Origin of the sequence: Pseudomonas sp. Irchel s3h14 (assembly GCF_900187425.1) — a bacterium.
Lineage (GTDB): Bacteria > Pseudomonadota > Gammaproteobacteria > Pseudomonadales > Pseudomonadaceae > Aquipseudomonas.
On record NZ_FYDJ01000007.1, the window covers coordinates 122,096 to 137,710 of the forward strand.

A 15,615-nucleotide genomic window follows, 5' to 3' on the forward strand; every position below is an offset into this window, starting at 1 on the left:
CATGATCTATGCGCATACATGATCCGCCTCTAGCATGGCATCAGCAAGTGCAGAAAAAACAAAAACAAGAAATGAGGGCAACGTGATGCTTCTTCGTAATGCTTGGTATGTGGCCGCCTGGTCGAGTGAAGTTCCGGTCGACGAGCTTCTCGCAAGAACGATTCTTAATGTGCCTGTAGTGCTTTGGCGTGATACCACTGGAGCGGTGGTAGCCTTTGAGGACCGTTGCTGTCACCGCGGTGCTCCCCTGTCGAAGGGGCGCCTGGAGGGCGATCAGCTTCGCTGTATGTACCATGGCCTTCTGTTTGATACAGCCGGGCAATGTGTCGAGATACCTGGACAAGAACGCATTCCTCCGCAAGCGAAGGTGCGCACGTTTCCCGTCGTGGAGAAACATAAGTGGATTTGGATCTGGGTGGGTGATGCCGGCCTGGCGGACCCGTCCCAGATTCCCGATACCCATTGGCTGGATGATCCTCAGTGGAGAAGTCTGGAGGGTTATACCTATTACACCACCAACTATCTCCTGATCGCTGACAACCTGCTCGACCTCGCCCATTTGCCCTACGTTCATCCGAACACGCTGGGTGGTGATGAGGCTTATGCGGCCTGCATACCTCAGGTCGAAAAGCTGGAAAACGGTGTTCGGGTGACACGTTGGGGCGAAGGCATCAAACCGGCGCCTTTTGTGCAGAAGATCAAGAATTATCCGGGACCGGTCGATCGTTGGAATATCTATGATTTCCTGTTACCCAGCATCTTCCTGATGGATTCAGGTATGCAGCCCTGTGGGCACAACGCCAAGGAGGGGAATCGAGTCAATGCCGCGGAGTTTCGTAGCACTCAGGCGCTCACGCCAGAGACAGACGAATCCACCCATTACTTCTTTTCGCAGCCTCACAACTTCGCCATTGACGATCCAGCTGTGACGCAGGCGATTCATAACCAAGTCATCACGGCATTTGAAGAAGACAGCGACATGATTCATGCGCAAGACCGTATGTTGAAGCTGACTTCCGATTTCAAAATGATCCCGATCGGAGCGGATGCGGCCCTTTCGTACTTCCGATGGCTGGTAGCGAAGGCTTACAAGGCTGAGCAGGCGGCGAGTAATCCCGTCAAAATCCAGGAGGCCTGAAAATGAGCGACTGGAACCGCGTTCGAGTGAAGGCGATTGTGCGGGCTGCGGACTCCATCCTGGATATCCACTTGCTGGCCGAAGATGGTCAACCGCTGCCTGTGGCCGAGGCCGGCTCGCACATCGACGTGCGCCTGCCAAATGGCTTGATCAGGCAGTACTCCATTCACCGATACGACCCCGTGGACGCAAGCTACTCGATCGGAGTCGGCTTGTCTGAACCGTCACGTGGTGGCTCAGCATTTATTCATATCCAACTGCGAGTTGGCGACGTGCTGGAAATCGGCGCGGTTCGGAATAACTTCCCACTGGAACGAGACGCAAGTGCTTACTTGTTCATTGCTGGTGGTATCGGCATTACGCCGATTCTCAGCATGATTCGCTGGTGCGACGTGAATGACAAACCGTGGCAACTTCTTTACTGCGTTCGCTCGCGATCCCGAGCTGCTTACATCGAGCACCTGCCCCGTGGCGGAAAACTGGTGTTTCACTCGGATGAAGAAAACTCCGGCCGCCCCGACCTGCAGACGTTCATTCGCCAGGCAGGCCCTACGGACCACCTTTATTGCTGTGGGCCTGCGCCACTCATGGACGCGGTACGGGGTATCGCACAGGCGTACCTGCCTTCCGGACAGGTGCACTTCGAGTTGTTCAGCGCGCCGCAGTCGAGTGCTTCTGAAAAGCCACAGGACAGTAGCTTCGTAGTGGAGCTTGCCCGCAGCGGCATGGAACTTACCGTACCTGCCGATACCAGCCTCCTCGATGCGCTCGAAGGGGCTGGGATAATGGTGCCTTACTCTTGTCGGGAGGGGCTTTGCCGTACCTGTGAATGCCAAGTATTAGCCGGTGAGGTTGATCACCGGGACTATGTCCTCAGCGATGAAGAGCGTGCATCCAATACGGTCATTCTGCAGTGTGTTTCCCGTGCCAAGTCCGCAAGACTGGTGCTCGATCTCTGACTTGCACTGGATTCACGCCGTGTCCTGGAGGCAATGATGAGTCGTTTCGAACTGAACGCTATTCGTGGCGAGCTTCTTTCTCGTAGAGAAAACCCTCCTGGGTCGTTGCAGAACGCCCGGGTTGGGTTCGACCAATTGTGCAAGCGTTTTTTGCCGCCGCCTGGTTGCAACTCTGCGGCTTCGACACTCGGTGGCGTGCTTGTACGGACGTTAACCTACCTGGCATCCCGGCGCTCGTTGCTCTATGTCCACGGCGGTGGATTTATGGTGGGCAGCGCTGAAGGTTTTGAGGGGGTCGCCGGCACGCTGGCTTCTGGTACGTCCGCTACGGCTTATGTGGTCGATTATCGACTAACGCCTGAACATGCTTATCCGGCTGCACAGCAAGACGTCCTGACTGCCTACGCGGCGTTGCTCGCAAGCAGTGAAAAGGCGAGCGATATCGTGTTGGCGGGGGACTCGGCGGGAGGTCAGCTCATCATGGCTGCTCTGATTCAGGCCCGAGGCATGGGAATGGAAATGCCAGGTTGTGTCGTACTGTTTTCTCCCTGGGTGGATCTTGCCCTCACCGCAGAGAGCATCCATAGCAAGGCAGGCGTGGACTGTTTCCTCACACCTTCGAAGCTGCAAGCCTGCGCTAACGCCTATCTGGGACAACATGCTGAGGCTGCTTCTTTCATCCTGGACGCTGACCTGGAAGGTTTGCCGCCGTTGATGATTCAAGTGGGGGAGTCTGAAATCCTGTTGGACGACGCGGTACGCCTGGCGCGAAATGCGGGATCGGCGGGCGTGGAAACCAGGCTGGAGGTATGGCCGGGAATGTTTCACGTCTGGCAGGCGTATGCGCCGGTTCTCTCTGAGGGGCGTGAGGCGCTCGCTTCTGCCACCGATTTCATAAATAGGGTGCTGGCACGGGAAAAAGTCGTTGATACCTGATGGCTGTGGCAGGCATCGGCGTTATTGCGATACCGCGAGCACCTCACGACGCGCTTGATTGCCGTTTCAAATCACTGGATCAGCATCCGCCTCTGCGACCTCGTTCCGGTGTGTGAGCCCAGGCATTACCTGCATTTTCTTGGCAAAACAGATCACGAAAAAAGATGCGAAGCCATGCTTGACATACACCTCTCCTAGCAGTAAATATACGATACGTCCCGTATCAAAACTGGAGTGCGATATTGCTGCTACCACAGAGGTTTTGTGGGCGCTGCCGTTGGAAGGGAGCTTAAGCAAGGAGCGTTTTTCGATTTTTCAGCGAAACCTAATACAAAAACAATAGAGGTTCGTATATGCGTCTACTCAAATGTGCCGTGCCTGCATATTCGATGCTTTCCTGTCGGTCGCATTTTGTTTCGTGCGTGATGACAGGTAGTGCATTGAGTCTGCTCTCACTGAGTGCCAGTGCCTTCCAATTCAATATGAGCGATAGCGACTACAGTGTTCGCTGGGATAACACGCTGAAATACAGTTCCGCCTGGCGCCTAAAGGACCAGAGCAGCAAACTCACCAAAGGCCAAACCGCCCTTAACCAGGACGATGGCGATCGAAACTTTGACAAGGGACTGATTTCCAATCGGCTCGACATCCTTTCCGAGATGGATATCAGTTATCGCAACTTTGGAGCCCGTGTCAGCGGCGCCGCCTGGTTCGATACCGAATATCAAAAAGACACTGACAATGATGACCCGGCCCGGGCCAACCAGCGTTCGGTCGCCTTCGACGAGTTCACTGACGACACCCGGCACCTGCACGGCGGCGACGCCGAGCTGCTGGACGCGTTTGTCTACTGGAACGGCGAGTTGGCGGACAAGAGCCTGTCCGTGCGATTTGGCCGTCATGGCCTGATCTGGGGCGAAAGCCTGTTCTTCGGCAGCAACGGCATTGCCGGTGGCATGGCCCCGGTGGATGTGGTCAAGGCGATTTCGGTACCGAACACACAGTTCAAGGAAATCACTCGCCCCGTCAACCAACTGTCCACCAGCTACCAACTGACTGATGATCTGTCGCTCGGTGCTTTCTACCAATTCGATTGGGAAGAGACTCGCCTGCCAGGCGTAGGCAGCTACTTTTCGGTCACGGACGTCGTCGGCGAAGGCGGCGAGCGCCTGATTGTCGGCGCGCCATTCCCGGATTTTCTCGGTGGTAATCCAAACAGCCCGGCGGCGTTCTTCCACGGCAACGACAAGGAAGCTCGCAGTTCTGGCCAAGGTGGCCTGCAGTTGCGCTACTCGGCGGGTACCGTTGACTACGGTCTCTATGCCCTCCAATACCACGAGAAGACCCCCCAGATTTACTTGAGGCCCAATGCAACTGGCCCCAATTTCGCCACCGGTGAGGTGGGCAACTACTCTTTGGTTTATCCAGAAGATATCCGGGTGCTCGGTGCCAGTTTCGCCACTTCCGTCGACGAGTTCAGTTTCGCCGGAGAGGCCTCGATGCGCTGGAACATGCCGCTGGTATCCAATACCCAGGTGGTGTTGGCCGGTGAGGCTGCGGACAACGATGATCATCCTCTCTACGCGGTCGGTCGTACTGCCCATGTCAACTTGAACGTTATTGCGTCCCTCGGTCCGTCATTTGTTTCCAATGAGGCTTCTCTAGTTGGCGAGATGGCCTGGAATCGACTGCTTAGCGTGACCAAAAACCCGGAGGCCTTGAATTCCAATGCCACTGACGATGCTCTCGGTTTCAGGTTGGTGTACACCCCGACCTACCGCCAAGTCTTTCCCGGCATCGATCTCAGCGTGCCGGTGGGTCTCAGTTATTTTCCGATGGGCAAGTCCGCAGTGGTGGGCAGTTTCGGCCCAGACAAGGGCGGCGATTTCAACATCGGCGTCAGTGCCAACTACCGTGAGCGCGTCACTCTCGGCCTGACCTACACCCACTTTTACGGGCCCGAAGATACCAATCTCGACGCGGCCAATCACTTCACTATGAAGCAGTCGCAGAAGGATCGGGATTTCCTGGCCTTCTCCGTCAAAACCACGTTTTAAGAGGGCTTGCGCATGATTTCCGAATTCAAACTCAAGTCGCTGTGTTTCGTTTTGCTCACGGGCGTTCTGATCAGCAGTTTGCTGCAGCCAGCCATTGCCGCAACAACTGACGCATCTGAGCTAGGTAAAACCCTGACACCTTTTGGTGCCGAGCGTGCAGGCAACGCCGATGGCAGTATTCCTGCCTGGGACGGTGGCTACACCAAAGTCGATCCATCCTTCAAGCAGGGCGGTACTCGCCCGGATCCATTTGCCGCCGAAAAACCGTTGTTCAGCATTACCGCCAAGAACATGGAGAAATACGCCGACAAGCTCAACGATGGCGTCAAAGCCATGTTCAAGCGTTATCCGGACACTTACCGAATCGATGTATACCCGACTCGCCGCACGTCTGCGGCGCCGCAATGGGTGTATGACAATATTCGCAAAAACGCGGCCGAGGCCAAGCTGGTAGAGACGACTGCCGGACCTGCTCCGCAGGGGGCTTATGGCGGCGTTCCGTTTCCTATTCCGAAAAGCGGCATTGAGGTCATGTGGAACCACTTGCTCAACTGGCGCGCTACTTCCATCGCCACGCATTTTCGCGACTATTTGATAACGGCTGATGGCAACCCGGTCCTGGCCACCGAAGGCAAAGCCATTCAAGAGATGCCGTATTACTATCAGGAAGGTTCGGCCGCCGACTTCAATGGTAACTACTGGTTGTTCCGTCTGCTGAACCTGGGCCCACCGATCCGTGCCGGTGAACAGATTCTGGCGCAGTCCTACCTCAACGAAGATCAAACCCAGACTTACGTTTATCTCTTGGGCCAGCGTCGGGTTCGTAAGCTGCCGAACTCCTGCTGTGATACCCCGGCGCCGGCTACGGCTGGCGTGATGAGCTTCGATGAGCTGTCGGTGTTTACCGGACGCCTGGATCGTTTCAAGTGGACGTTGGTGGGTAAGAAGGAAATGTACGTTCCCTATAACGCTAACAAGGTAAATGCCGCTGCCAAACCGGAAGACCTGTTTGGCAAGAACCACCTCAACCCCGACTACATTCGCTGGGAACTGCACCGCGTTTGGGTGGTTGACGCTGAGCTGGCCCCGGGCGCCCGGCATCAACTGCCGAAGAGCCGCTACTACGTCGATGAAGATACCTGGCAAGCGATGCTCGCTGATCGCTGGGATAGCAGTGGCGCGCTAGCCAAAACGCTCTGGACGCTGCCAATGGTGTTGCCGGAGGTGCCCGCGGTTGCCCAATTGTCTTCGGGCTTCTATGACCTGAATTCTGGTGCCTGGTTTATGCAAGGGGTTTTCGCCGGTATGTCGGAGCAGTATCGCATCGTCGATCGCTACAAGAAGTCTGAGTTCTCTCCGGCCGCCATGGCGGGCCAGGGTGTGCGTTAAGGTCGCTCTTGCCTGATAGGCGTCGGCTGTCGTCCAGCCGATGCCTTTGCAATATGCGTCTACTTGAGAATAAAAAATGATAAATATCCGTCATGTCAGTGAACTTGTACTGGCCTCCGTGTTGTCCGTCACCACCTCCATCTGCCTCGCTGAAACCGGTGCTGTGGGTTCCGCTTTAACAACACCTGCCATGCAGATTGTTGCATCTTCCAGGGCGGTGTTTATTGATCTGGCACGGGCCGCCGATCGACTGATCGCTGTTGGGGAGCGTGGGCTCATCGTTCTGTCGGACGATAATGGTCAGTCCTGGCGGCAAGTACCGGTGCCGGTCTCCGTCAGTCTTAGCTCCGTCTATTTCGTGGATGCCCAACGAGGCTGGGCGGTCGGTCATGCTGGAACTGTTTTGGCCACCATCGACGGGGGCGAACATTGGGCGGTGCAGTTAAATGGTTTGCAGGCTGCACAAATCGAACTGCAGGCCGCTCAGGCTGAAAAGGTCACTGCGGCCGATGCAGAAGCCGCCGATATGCGTCTGCAAAATGCCGAGCGGCTGATTGCCGATGGGCCGGATAAACCCTTCCTGGCGGTTCGGTTTTCCGATGCCAACCGCGGCTTGGTTGTCGGTGCCTATGGCATGGCACTCGCGACGCAAGATGGAGGTGCCAGCTGGCATTCGCTGATGGGACATATCGAGAATCCATCGCTCGTGCACCTTTATGCTATTGCTGAAAAAAACAACCTCTGCTTTCTCGTGGGTGAGCAGGGTTACCTGGCGCGTTCTGTCGATAACGGACAATCATTCAAGCAACTCGAAAGTCCCTATGAAGGCAGTTTCTTCACCGCCCAGGTGCGCGACGACGGCGCGTTGTTGGTGGCGGGCCTTAAAGGCCATGCGTATCTCTCCAGCGATGACGGTGACAGCTTTCAGCGTATTACTGTTTCGTCGCCTGTTTCCTTCAGTAGCTCCGTGCGATTGGCCGACGGCACTTTGCTGTTGGCTAATCAGGCAGGGGGCATTTTCAGCAGCGCAGCCTCACATGGCGCCGCGCTGCAGTCTGTAGGAAAACCCTTGGGGCTGCCGGTTAGCAGCCTGCTCGAAGCGGCCGATAAAAGTTTTATCGCTGCCGGTTTTGCTGGCTTGTCGCGCTTTGCTCATCCAGCCACAGATGTTTCGGAGTGAAGCTATGAAGTCTTCAAGCAGTTCAAATACCGTCGAGCTTAATGATTTCGATATTCGCTCGGGTTCAATGGTCGAGCGGGCCTTGTTCAACCATCGTCACTGGGTGCTGTTTCTGTGCCTGATGACTACGCTGCTGCTCGGTTGGCAATCCACGCGCATCGTGCTCAATGCCAGCTTCGAAAAGATGATCCCTACCGGGCATCCCTACATCGCTAATTATCTGAACAACCAGAAGGAGCTGTCGGGCCTGGGCAACTCGCTGCGCATTGCGGTTGCCAATCCTAAAGGGGATATCTATGACGCCGACTACCTGCATACCCTGCAGGTACTCAGCGACAAGATTTACCTGCTGCCGGGCGTTGACCGCGCCTACATGAAGTCGCTCTGGACGCCGGCGACGCGCTGGGTGTCGGTCACCGAGGAGGGCCTGGAGGGTGGGCCGGTGATCCCGGACAGATACGACGGCAGCGCTGCGTCGCTGGCCATGCTGCAGCGCAATGTGCAGCTCTCCAATGAAATCGGTCGGCTGGTGGCCTTGGATCAACGCTCCAGCATTATCTATGTGCCTCTGCTAGCGCGTACCGCCGACGGCAAGCCGCTGGACTACGCCACATTGTCCGACCAACTCGAAGTGCTGCGTGGGCAATATCAGAACGACCACGTCGAAATACATATCACGGGCTTCGCCAAGAAGATGGGTGATCTGATCGAGGGGCTGGAGCAAATCCTGTTGTTCTTCGCTGGCGCTATCCTCATCACTACCCTCGTGCTTTATGGCTACACCCGCTGCATACGCAGTACCTTGCTGGTGGTGTTCTGCTCGCTAGTAGCGGTGGTCTGGGAGCTGGGGCTGTTGCCGCTTCTGGGTTACGAACTGGATCCGTATTCGGTGCTGGTGCCATTTTTGGTCTTCGCCATCGGCATGAGCCACGGCGCACAAAAGATGAACGGCATCATGCAGGACATAGGCCGTGGCATCCATCGTCTAGTGGCTGCGCGCCTTACTTTCCGCCGTCTGTTTCTCGCCGGCCTTACTGCGCTGTTGTGCGACGCCGTGGGTTTCGCGGTGTTGATGATCATCCAGATCCAGGTGATCCAGGACCTGGCTATCATTGCCAGCATCGGCGTTGCAGTCTTGATTTTCACCAACCTCATCCTGTTGCCGGTACTACTGTCTTATGTGGGCGTCAGCCCAAGCGCGGCTCAACATAGCCTCAAGAGTGAGCGTGCGGAGGAGGGGGGCCAGACGCGCCATCCTTTCTGGCGTTTCCTTGACCTGTTCACCCGTAACCCTTGGGCCGCGATCTGTGTCGGCACCAGTCTGGTGATGGCGGTGCTCGGCCTCATGACCAGCCAGCACCTGGCGATTGGTGATCTGGATCCCGGCGCTCCTGAACTGCGCGCGGACTCGCGTTACAACCAGGACGATGCGTTCATGACCCGCAGCTACGGTGCCAGCAGCGACCTCTTTGCGGTGATGGTGCGTACGCCGCAGAGCGCCTGCTCGCGCTATGACATCCTGCGTAAGGTCGACGAGCTCGACTGGCAATTGCGAAATTTGCCAGGGGTCGACTCGACCAACTCTCTGGCGTTGCTCAACCGGCGGATGCTGGTTGGGCTCTCGGAGGGCAGTCCGAAGTGGTACGAGTTGCAGAACAACCAGGCAATGCTCAACATGATCACCGCCAGCGCGCCTCGCGGGCTCTATAACGAGTCCTGCAGCCTGCTGACACTCTATGTCTATCTTTCCGACCACAAGGCCGAGACGCTGACACGCCTGGTAGCGCATGTCGAAGCCTTCGCCGCCGCCAATGACACCGACGATGTGAAGTTCCAACTCGCCGCCGGCAACGCTGGGATCGAGGCAGCCACCAACATCGTGGTCAAGGACGCCAACCGTGAGATGTTGTTCTGGGTCTACGGTGCGGTGATCCTGCTCTGCCTGATCACCTTCCGCTCCTGGCGCGCCACGCTCTGTGCGGTGATCCCGTTAATGCTCACCTCCATCCTCTGCGAGGCGCTGATGGTGGGGCTGGGCATCGGGGTCAAAGTCGCCACGCTACCGGTGATCGCCCTTGGGGTGGGCATCGGGGTCGATTACGCACTTTATGTGATGAGCATCCTGCTGGGCCATCTGCGTCAGGGGGCCAGCCTGTCCGAGGCGTATTTCCGCGCGCTAGTCTCCACGGGCAAGGTGGTCATGCTCACTGGCGTCACCCTGGCCATTGGCGTGGGCACCTGGATTTTCTCACCCATCAAGTTTCAGGCGGACATGGGCGTGCTGCTGGCCTTTATGTTTGTCTGGAACATGGTCGGGGCCTTGGTGCTGCTGCCGGCGCTTGCCTATTTCCTGCTGCCGACAACCCGACGTCACGACTCAGAGGTCTCGGCATCCCAGCCTGGTGATGAGGTCACCTCGCTGGTGATAAATAAACCACCGGTCTCGGCAGGCGGCCTGAAGCAGGCCGGTCGCAGCGTCTTAGCATCCCCCCTTACGGAGTGACTTCCATGCGTTTGATTGCCTTGCTGTGGTGCGCATTTACGCTCATGAGCGCTACCGAAGCTGCCACAGCAGATGAGGAACAACGTGCTCGCAAGCTGTTGCAGGCAGCCGTCGAGTACTACCAGGCGCAGGGTGATGCCGCTTTCGCGGCCTTCAGTCGCCAGGGCGAATTCATCGATGGCGAACACTATGTATTCGTGGTCGATACCCACGGCGTCATGCTCGCCAGTGGCGGCACTTCATCTGTGCTGATTGGCCGCGATGTCACCGAGGCGCTGGAGCCGGAACTGCGTGACGGCTTCCGCCGGGCTTTGGAAGGCAAAGCAGGGGAGGTGCGGGTGGCCGAGTACCGCTGGATGAACGCCCGCGACGCCAGGGTAGAGCACAAACGTGTGTTCTTTCAGCGCGCGGGGGATCGTGTCATCGCCGTCGGTTTCTATCAGCCGCGGGCTACGCCACAGCAGGCCCAACAGCTGCTTGATCGCGCAGTTGTCGCCCTCAAGCAGGAGCCGCAGGCCAGCATTGCCGCCATCAACGCGCTGTCGCCACGCTTTCGCGAGGATGATCTCTACGTCTTTGTGATCGATCTGAACACCGGTCGCTACCTGGCTCACGGCTACAACCTGCGATTGCTCGGCGTAGAGTTCTCCAGCGTGCGTGACCCTGATGGCAAGCCTGTGGGCGAGCCGATCCTCGCGCTGATGAAGGATCGCCAGGACGGTGGTTACGATTACCGTTGGAAGAGCCCGGTGACCGGCAAGGTGGAAGATAAATACGCCCTGTTGCGCAAAACCGGCCATTTGCTGGTCGCGGTTGGGTACTACAAGAAGTCCGAATGATCCGTTGATAGGCCCCATAACAATAAGAAGGACTCCTGTCATGAACCGACTTTTTACTTCATTGATTTTGCGCTTCACCCTGACGGTGTTTAGACATGTAGCCGGCCATCAGAGGGCAGATCATGTCTTGGCTTAGGTTCGCATTGGGTAGGCTCTCTGTTGGTGCCAAGCTGTCAACAGGCTTTGGCCTGGTTCTGTTGACCACCGTGATTGTGGCTGGCACTGCATTCAGCTCAATCGCTTTACTGCAATCTCGTACCGAACGCCTTCGGGATGACCTTCAGATTCAAGCCAAAGTACTTCAGGCGAGAATCTCCGAAAAGGAGTATGCGATCGGCCTGCAACCGGAGGCCGAATCGAAAGTACGCGCGATCATCGAAGCGCTTCAAACCGAGCTCGCAAAGGGCGACGAACTGGCACGTGGCAAAATGAGGAATGCAGTTGCCGCGTACTTGAAACAGTTCCAGGAGTACACCGCGGCATTGCGCGAACTACGAAACTCTCGACTGAAAATGCAACAGCTTGCTGCAAATGCTGGCGAAAATTTCACGGGCGTATTCCTCGATCAGATAGACGCGATCAACCTGAAGACAGAAGCAGGCAACTCACCAGACGCGGAGCAGATGAACCAGTTGGAGCAGGCAGCAGACCTCAGAAACAAGCTGGCTAGAGTCCGAGAGCGTGAGCTGTATTACACCGAGAGTGGTGACCCGCATCACCGAGATGATTGGGAACAGGGCATGAGCGAGGTCCTTGCCGCAACTAAAAACCTCGCCATTCGCGTCGGCCAGGATGGTCAGGAATCTCTACAGCAAGCGTTACTCGCGCTGAACCAATACCGCCAGGCCTTCGATCAGTTTGCAGTCAGCCGCAATCAAATTGCCCAAACCAGTGAAGTGATGAAAAAAGAAGGCCAGTATCTGGGTGAGTTGTTGGCTCAGCTTGAGCAAGACCAAGCTTCTCTCATCACTGAAGACAATCAGCGGGCTTACCGCCAAATGACCCTGATCACGCTCTTGGCCCTGTGCCTGGGCATAGGGGCGTGCCTGGTGATTCGCCAGCTAATTCTTTTTCCCTTGCGTCAGACTGTACTCCTAGCCAATCGGGTCTCGGAGGGAAACCTTACGGGGGGCGATACGCAAATAACCGGCAAAGACGAACTCGGGCAGTTGCTGCGCACAGTCAACGGGATGCTCGTAAGCTTGCGCAACCTCGTGGGTCGAATTGGCAATGGCATAACAGATCTCAATAGCACCGCTGACAGCCTCGTACAGGTGATGGAGCACAATCGATCAGGGCTTGAGCAGCAACGCTCAGAGACCGAACTGGCCGTCATGTCCGTGCAGCAGATGAGTGCAACGGCACATGAAGTGGCGCGCAATGCATCACAAGCCAGTGACGCCGTCGTCATCGCCGACGGCTTTGCTCGGGAAGGAGACTCGTTGGTAAAACAAGTCACCGATCAAGCCGAGCGGCTGGCATTGGAAATGACAGGGTGCGCCAGCGTAATGGAGACGCTATTGCAAGAATGCAACTTGATCGGCGGTGTCCTGAGCGTCATTAAATCGGTAGCCGAACAGACCAACTTACTCGCCCTCAACGCTGCCATTGAAGCCGCTCGCGCCGGTGAGCATGGGCGAGGTTTCGCCGTAGTGGCCGATGAGGTACGTGGCCTGGCCCGACGAACCCAGAGCTCCACCAGTGAAATTGAAGCGTTGATTGAACGTCTTTGTGGTGCGGCTCAGCAGGCTGCAGAACGGCTCCATAAGAGTCGCGACCTCACCGATGAATCGGTGATATTGGCTGGTCAGGCTTCCTCTGCATTGGTAAGGATTACCCAGGCTGTATCGAGCATCGAACAGATGAATGAACAGATTGCTGCTGCCGCCGAACAACAAAGTGTTTTAGCCGAGCAGGTCAATCAGAGCATGGCGAGGGTTCGCGCTGTTGGAGAGCAAAGCGCCAGACAAAGCCAGGAACTGCAGGCGTCTACCTTGGGTTTGCAAGAAATTGGAGGTGAGCTTGGCATCGCAGTAGGGCACTTCAGGACGTAAGGAACTCCAACCGAACGATCTGGATCTTTGAGATCCTGTAGCCCCTGATCATTCTCTATTTGACAGCCCAATGGGTGCACAAAAGAATACGATTCGGATCGTTTAGTAAGTTGACGGAAGCCAGACGTATTGCCCTGAGGGAGGCGATGGCAGGGCAATAGTCCAATGCTGCGGATCGCCAAAAACAAGAACTTCCAGTTAAGGAGTGAGGTGTCATGGCAACTTTGAACGTCGCAGAAAGCATTCAAGAAGCACGTAACTACCCTCATAACTGTTGGTGGGTGGCGGCATTGGGTTCCGAAGTGGGCCGCTCACTGTTGGGCCGTTGGATGCTCGATACCCCCGTGGTGTTGTTCCGTCGAGAGGACGGCACGGTAGCCGCGTTGGAGGACCGCTGCCCGCATCGCCAGGCCCCTCTTTCCAACGGTCAACTTAAAGGTGACATCGTGGAATGTGGCTACCACGGTTTCTGCTTCGGCACTGACGGTAGTTGCGTGCGCATACCGTCCATGAACGGAACGCCACCGCCCAACTATTCGGTGAAGCACTTTCCAGTGAAGGAGATTGGTCCCCTGGTTTGGATTTATCTGGGCGATCCATCGGTGATCGACACGGTAGCTCCGCCAGCCGAGTTGCCGTGGGCGGAAGATTCGTCTTTTGCCATTAGGACTGGTTTGATGGAGATTTCAGCGAATTACATGCTACTGAAAGAAAATGTTCTCGATCTAACGCATTTTGGCTACGTGCATGCTTCGACATTCGAGATTTCTGACTGGTCCACTCCACCTGACGTCATCGTGGGCGATGAGACCGTTCAGTACTCCAAGCATTTTATAAATAGCCCGCTTGCGCCTGGTTACGCAATGTCCCTTGGGGTACCGCCGGGTACTCCTTGGCATCGTCAACACCGGGGCACGTTTCTGTCACCGGCGCTACAAGAAGGATGCACGGATTTTCAGAACCCCTCGAAACCTGAGGAGTCACCGGCACGCTTTCGTGTTGCCCATGCCACGACGCCAATTGATCAAACCCACATGCTGTATTTCTGGGTAGTCGGTCGAGACTTCGCCAAGGTGCCGGAAGCCATGGATCATTTGGTTCATGCTATCCGCGAAGGTTTTGATGAGGACCGAGTCGTGCTTGAAGCAGTACAGGCCCAGGCCAATCGCCGTCCGCGACGCGTCAGCACCGGCGAGCGCAGCGTCAAGGCCGATGCCGCAGGTATTCAGGCCCGTCGCATCGTTGCGCGGTGGATGGAGCGTGAGGAGTAATCAGCTCCTGCGCAGGGATCGAGTCTTGTTTGACGCTGGGTAAGCGACAGTCGTTCGCCCGGCAAATCATTGCACAAAGGAATACAGAGAATGATCAAGTCACGTGCGGCCGTTGCTTTCGCCGCCAACCAGCCGTTGCAAATCGTTGAAGTGGATGTTGAACCACCAAAGGCTGGTGAGGTTCTGGTTCGTGTTGTTGCCACCGGTGTTTGTCATACCGATGCCTATACCCTTTCAGGTAATGATTCGGAAGGCGTCTTTCCCTGCATTTTGGGGCATGAAGGTGGAGGTATTGTCGAGGCGATAGGTGAGGGCGTGACTTCGCTGGAGGTAGGTGACCATGTCATTCCGCTGTACACCGCCGAATGCCGCAAATGCAAATACTGTACTTCGGGCAAGACCAACTTATGCCAGGCTGTACGTGCTACTCAGGGTAAAGGGCTGATGCCGGACGGCACTTCCCGTTTCTCCTACCAGGGGCAGCCGATTTATCACTATATGGGCTGCTCGACCTTCTCCGAGTATACGGTACTGCCGGAAATCTCCCTGGCGAAGATTCCCAAGGATGCTCCACTGGAGAAGGTGTGCCTGCTCGGCTGCGGCGTCACTACTGGCATCGGTGCGATACTCAATACCGCCAAGGTGGAGGAGGGGGCTAGCGTCGCTATTTTCGGTCTTGGTGGCATTGGTCTGGCAGCGATCATCGGTGCCCGGATGGCGAAGGCCGGCCGGATTATTGTTATCGATATCAACCCGGCTAAATTTGACATCGCCCTCGAGCTGGGTGCTACCGATTTCGTTAATCCAAGGGAGCAATCCAAGCCCATTCAGGACGTCATTATCGAGATGACAGATGGCGGTGTGGACTACTCCTTTGAGTGTGTAGGCAACGTGCAATTGATGCGCGCGGCGTTGGAGTGCTGCCATAAAGGCTGGGGCGAATCGATCATTATTGGCGTGGCCGGCGCAGGCCAGGAAATATCCACGCGTCCATTCCAGCTGGTTACCGGTCGCGTCTGGCGGGGTTCGGCCTTCGGCGGGGTCAAGGGTCGCACCGAGTTAGCGAGCTATGTCGAAAAGGCGCAGAAAGGCGAAATTCCGCTGGATACCTTCATCACCCATAACCTGCCGCTGGAAAGCATTAACCAGGCCTTCGAGTTAATGCACGTAGGCAAGAGTATTCGCACTGTCATTCATTTCGATCACTAAGTCAGCAGACTTGGCGATGAGTGCCATGGCCAAATTTGTCCTGGTAACACCGCAACGCAAACCCATCTGGTTTCTACCAT

General features: G+C 56.4%; 11 protein-coding genes and 1 pseudogene. All 12 read left to right on the forward strand.

From position 1 onward, the window contains the following. Positions 1–34 precede the first annotated feature (34 nt). On the forward strand, positions 35–1,138 hold the full coding sequence (locus CKW16_RS15850) for an aromatic ring-hydroxylating dioxygenase subunit alpha (RefSeq protein WP_218244076.1): 1,104 nt from the start codon (positions 35–37) through the stop codon (positions 1,136–1,138). A 2-nt stretch (positions 1,139–1,140) separates the two neighbouring features. Then, positions 1,141–2,097 carry a PDR/VanB family oxidoreductase gene (locus CKW16_RS15855; protein WP_095129195.1) on the forward strand — a complete coding sequence of 319 codons (957 nt, stop codon included), beginning with the start codon at positions 1,141–1,143 and terminating at the stop codon, positions 2,095–2,097. Positions 2,098–2,133: 36 nt separating this feature from the next. Further along, positions 2,134–3,033 carry an alpha/beta hydrolase gene (locus CKW16_RS15860; RefSeq protein WP_176471561.1) on the forward strand — a complete coding sequence of 300 codons (900 nt, stop codon included), beginning with the start codon at positions 2,134–2,136 and terminating at the stop codon, positions 3,031–3,033. Between the two features lie 425 nt (positions 3,034–3,458). After that, positions 3,459–5,090 (forward strand): DUF1302 domain-containing protein, encoded by a 1,632-nt coding sequence (locus CKW16_RS15865; protein WP_371918032.1) that lies wholly within the window; start codon positions 3,459–3,461, stop codon positions 5,088–5,090. 12 nt (positions 5,091–5,102) lie between these two features. Beyond that, positions 5,103–6,479: a DUF1329 domain-containing protein gene (locus tag CKW16_RS15870; protein WP_095129197.1), complete on the forward strand. Its 1,377-nt coding sequence runs from the start codon at positions 5,103–5,105 to the stop codon at positions 6,477–6,479. Positions 6,480–6,555: 76 nt separating this feature from the next. Further along, positions 6,556–7,659 (forward strand): YCF48-related protein, encoded by a 1,104-nt coding sequence (locus CKW16_RS15875; protein ID WP_095129198.1) that lies wholly within the window; start codon positions 6,556–6,558, stop codon positions 7,657–7,659. A gap of 4 nt (positions 7,660–7,663) precedes the next feature. Next, entirely contained in the window at positions 7,664–10,162 is a 2,499-nt protein-coding gene (locus CKW16_RS15880; RefSeq protein WP_095129199.1) for an RND family transporter, read from the forward strand. Positions 10,163–10,167: 5 nt separating this feature from the next. Further along, positions 10,168–11,001, forward strand: a complete 834-nt coding sequence (locus CKW16_RS15885; RefSeq protein WP_095129200.1) for a cache domain-containing protein — start codon at positions 10,168–10,170, stop codon at positions 10,999–11,001. A gap of 122 nt (positions 11,002–11,123) precedes the next feature. Beyond that, positions 11,124–12,197: pseudogene (locus CKW16_RS32865) on the forward strand (methyl-accepting chemotaxis protein); the annotation flags it as partial. 153 nt (positions 12,198–12,350) lie between these two features. Continuing rightward, the gene (locus CKW16_RS32870) at positions 12,351–13,055 is read left to right on the forward strand and encodes a methyl-accepting chemotaxis protein (protein WP_371918035.1); all 705 of its coding nucleotides are present in this window, start codon (positions 12,351–12,353) and stop codon (positions 13,053–13,055) included. A gap of 215 nt (positions 13,056–13,270) precedes the next feature. After that, entirely contained in the window at positions 13,271–14,326 is a 1,056-nt protein-coding gene (locus CKW16_RS15895; protein WP_095129202.1) for an aromatic ring-hydroxylating dioxygenase subunit alpha, read from the forward strand. Between the two features lie 90 nt (positions 14,327–14,416). Further along, a complete protein-coding gene (locus CKW16_RS15900; RefSeq protein WP_095129203.1) occupies positions 14,417–15,535 on the forward strand; it encodes an S-(hydroxymethyl)glutathione dehydrogenase/class III alcohol dehydrogenase in 1,119 nt (372 codons plus the stop codon). The last annotated feature ends 80 nt before the right edge of the window (positions 15,536–15,615 follow it).

Coding starts and splice junctions, on each gene's coding strand:
- CKW16_RS15875 (WP_095129198.1), top strand. CDS start 6,556: ATGATAAATATCCGTCATGTCAGTGAACTTGTACTGGCCTCCGTGTTG.
- CKW16_RS15870 (WP_095129197.1), top strand. CDS start 5,103: ATGATTTCCGAATTCAAACTCAAGTCGCTGTGTTTCGTTTTGCTCACG.
- CKW16_RS15855 (WP_095129195.1), top strand. CDS start 1,141: ATGAGCGACTGGAACCGCGTTCGAGTGAAGGCGATTGTGCGGGCTGCG.
- CKW16_RS15860 (WP_176471561.1), top strand. CDS start 2,134: ATGAGTCGTTTCGAACTGAACGCTATTCGTGGCGAGCTTCTTTCTCGT.
- CKW16_RS15885 (WP_095129200.1), top strand. CDS start 10,168: ATGCGTTTGATTGCCTTGCTGTGGTGCGCATTTACGCTCATGAGCGCT.
- CKW16_RS15880 (WP_095129199.1), top strand. CDS start 7,664: ATGAAGTCTTCAAGCAGTTCAAATACCGTCGAGCTTAATGATTTCGAT.
- CKW16_RS15850 (WP_218244076.1), top strand. CDS start 35: ATGGCATCAGCAAGTGCAGAAAAAACAAAAACAAGAAATGAGGGCAAC.
- CKW16_RS32870 (WP_371918035.1), top strand. CDS start 12,351: ATGAGTGCAACGGCACATGAAGTGGCGCGCAATGCATCACAAGCCAGT.
- CKW16_RS15895 (WP_095129202.1), top strand. CDS start 13,271: ATGGCAACTTTGAACGTCGCAGAAAGCATTCAAGAAGCACGTAACTAC.
- CKW16_RS15900 (WP_095129203.1), top strand. CDS start 14,417: ATGATCAAGTCACGTGCGGCCGTTGCTTTCGCCGCCAACCAGCCGTTG.
- CKW16_RS15865 (WP_371918032.1), top strand. CDS start 3,459: ATGACAGGTAGTGCATTGAGTCTGCTCTCACTGAGTGCCAGTGCCTTC.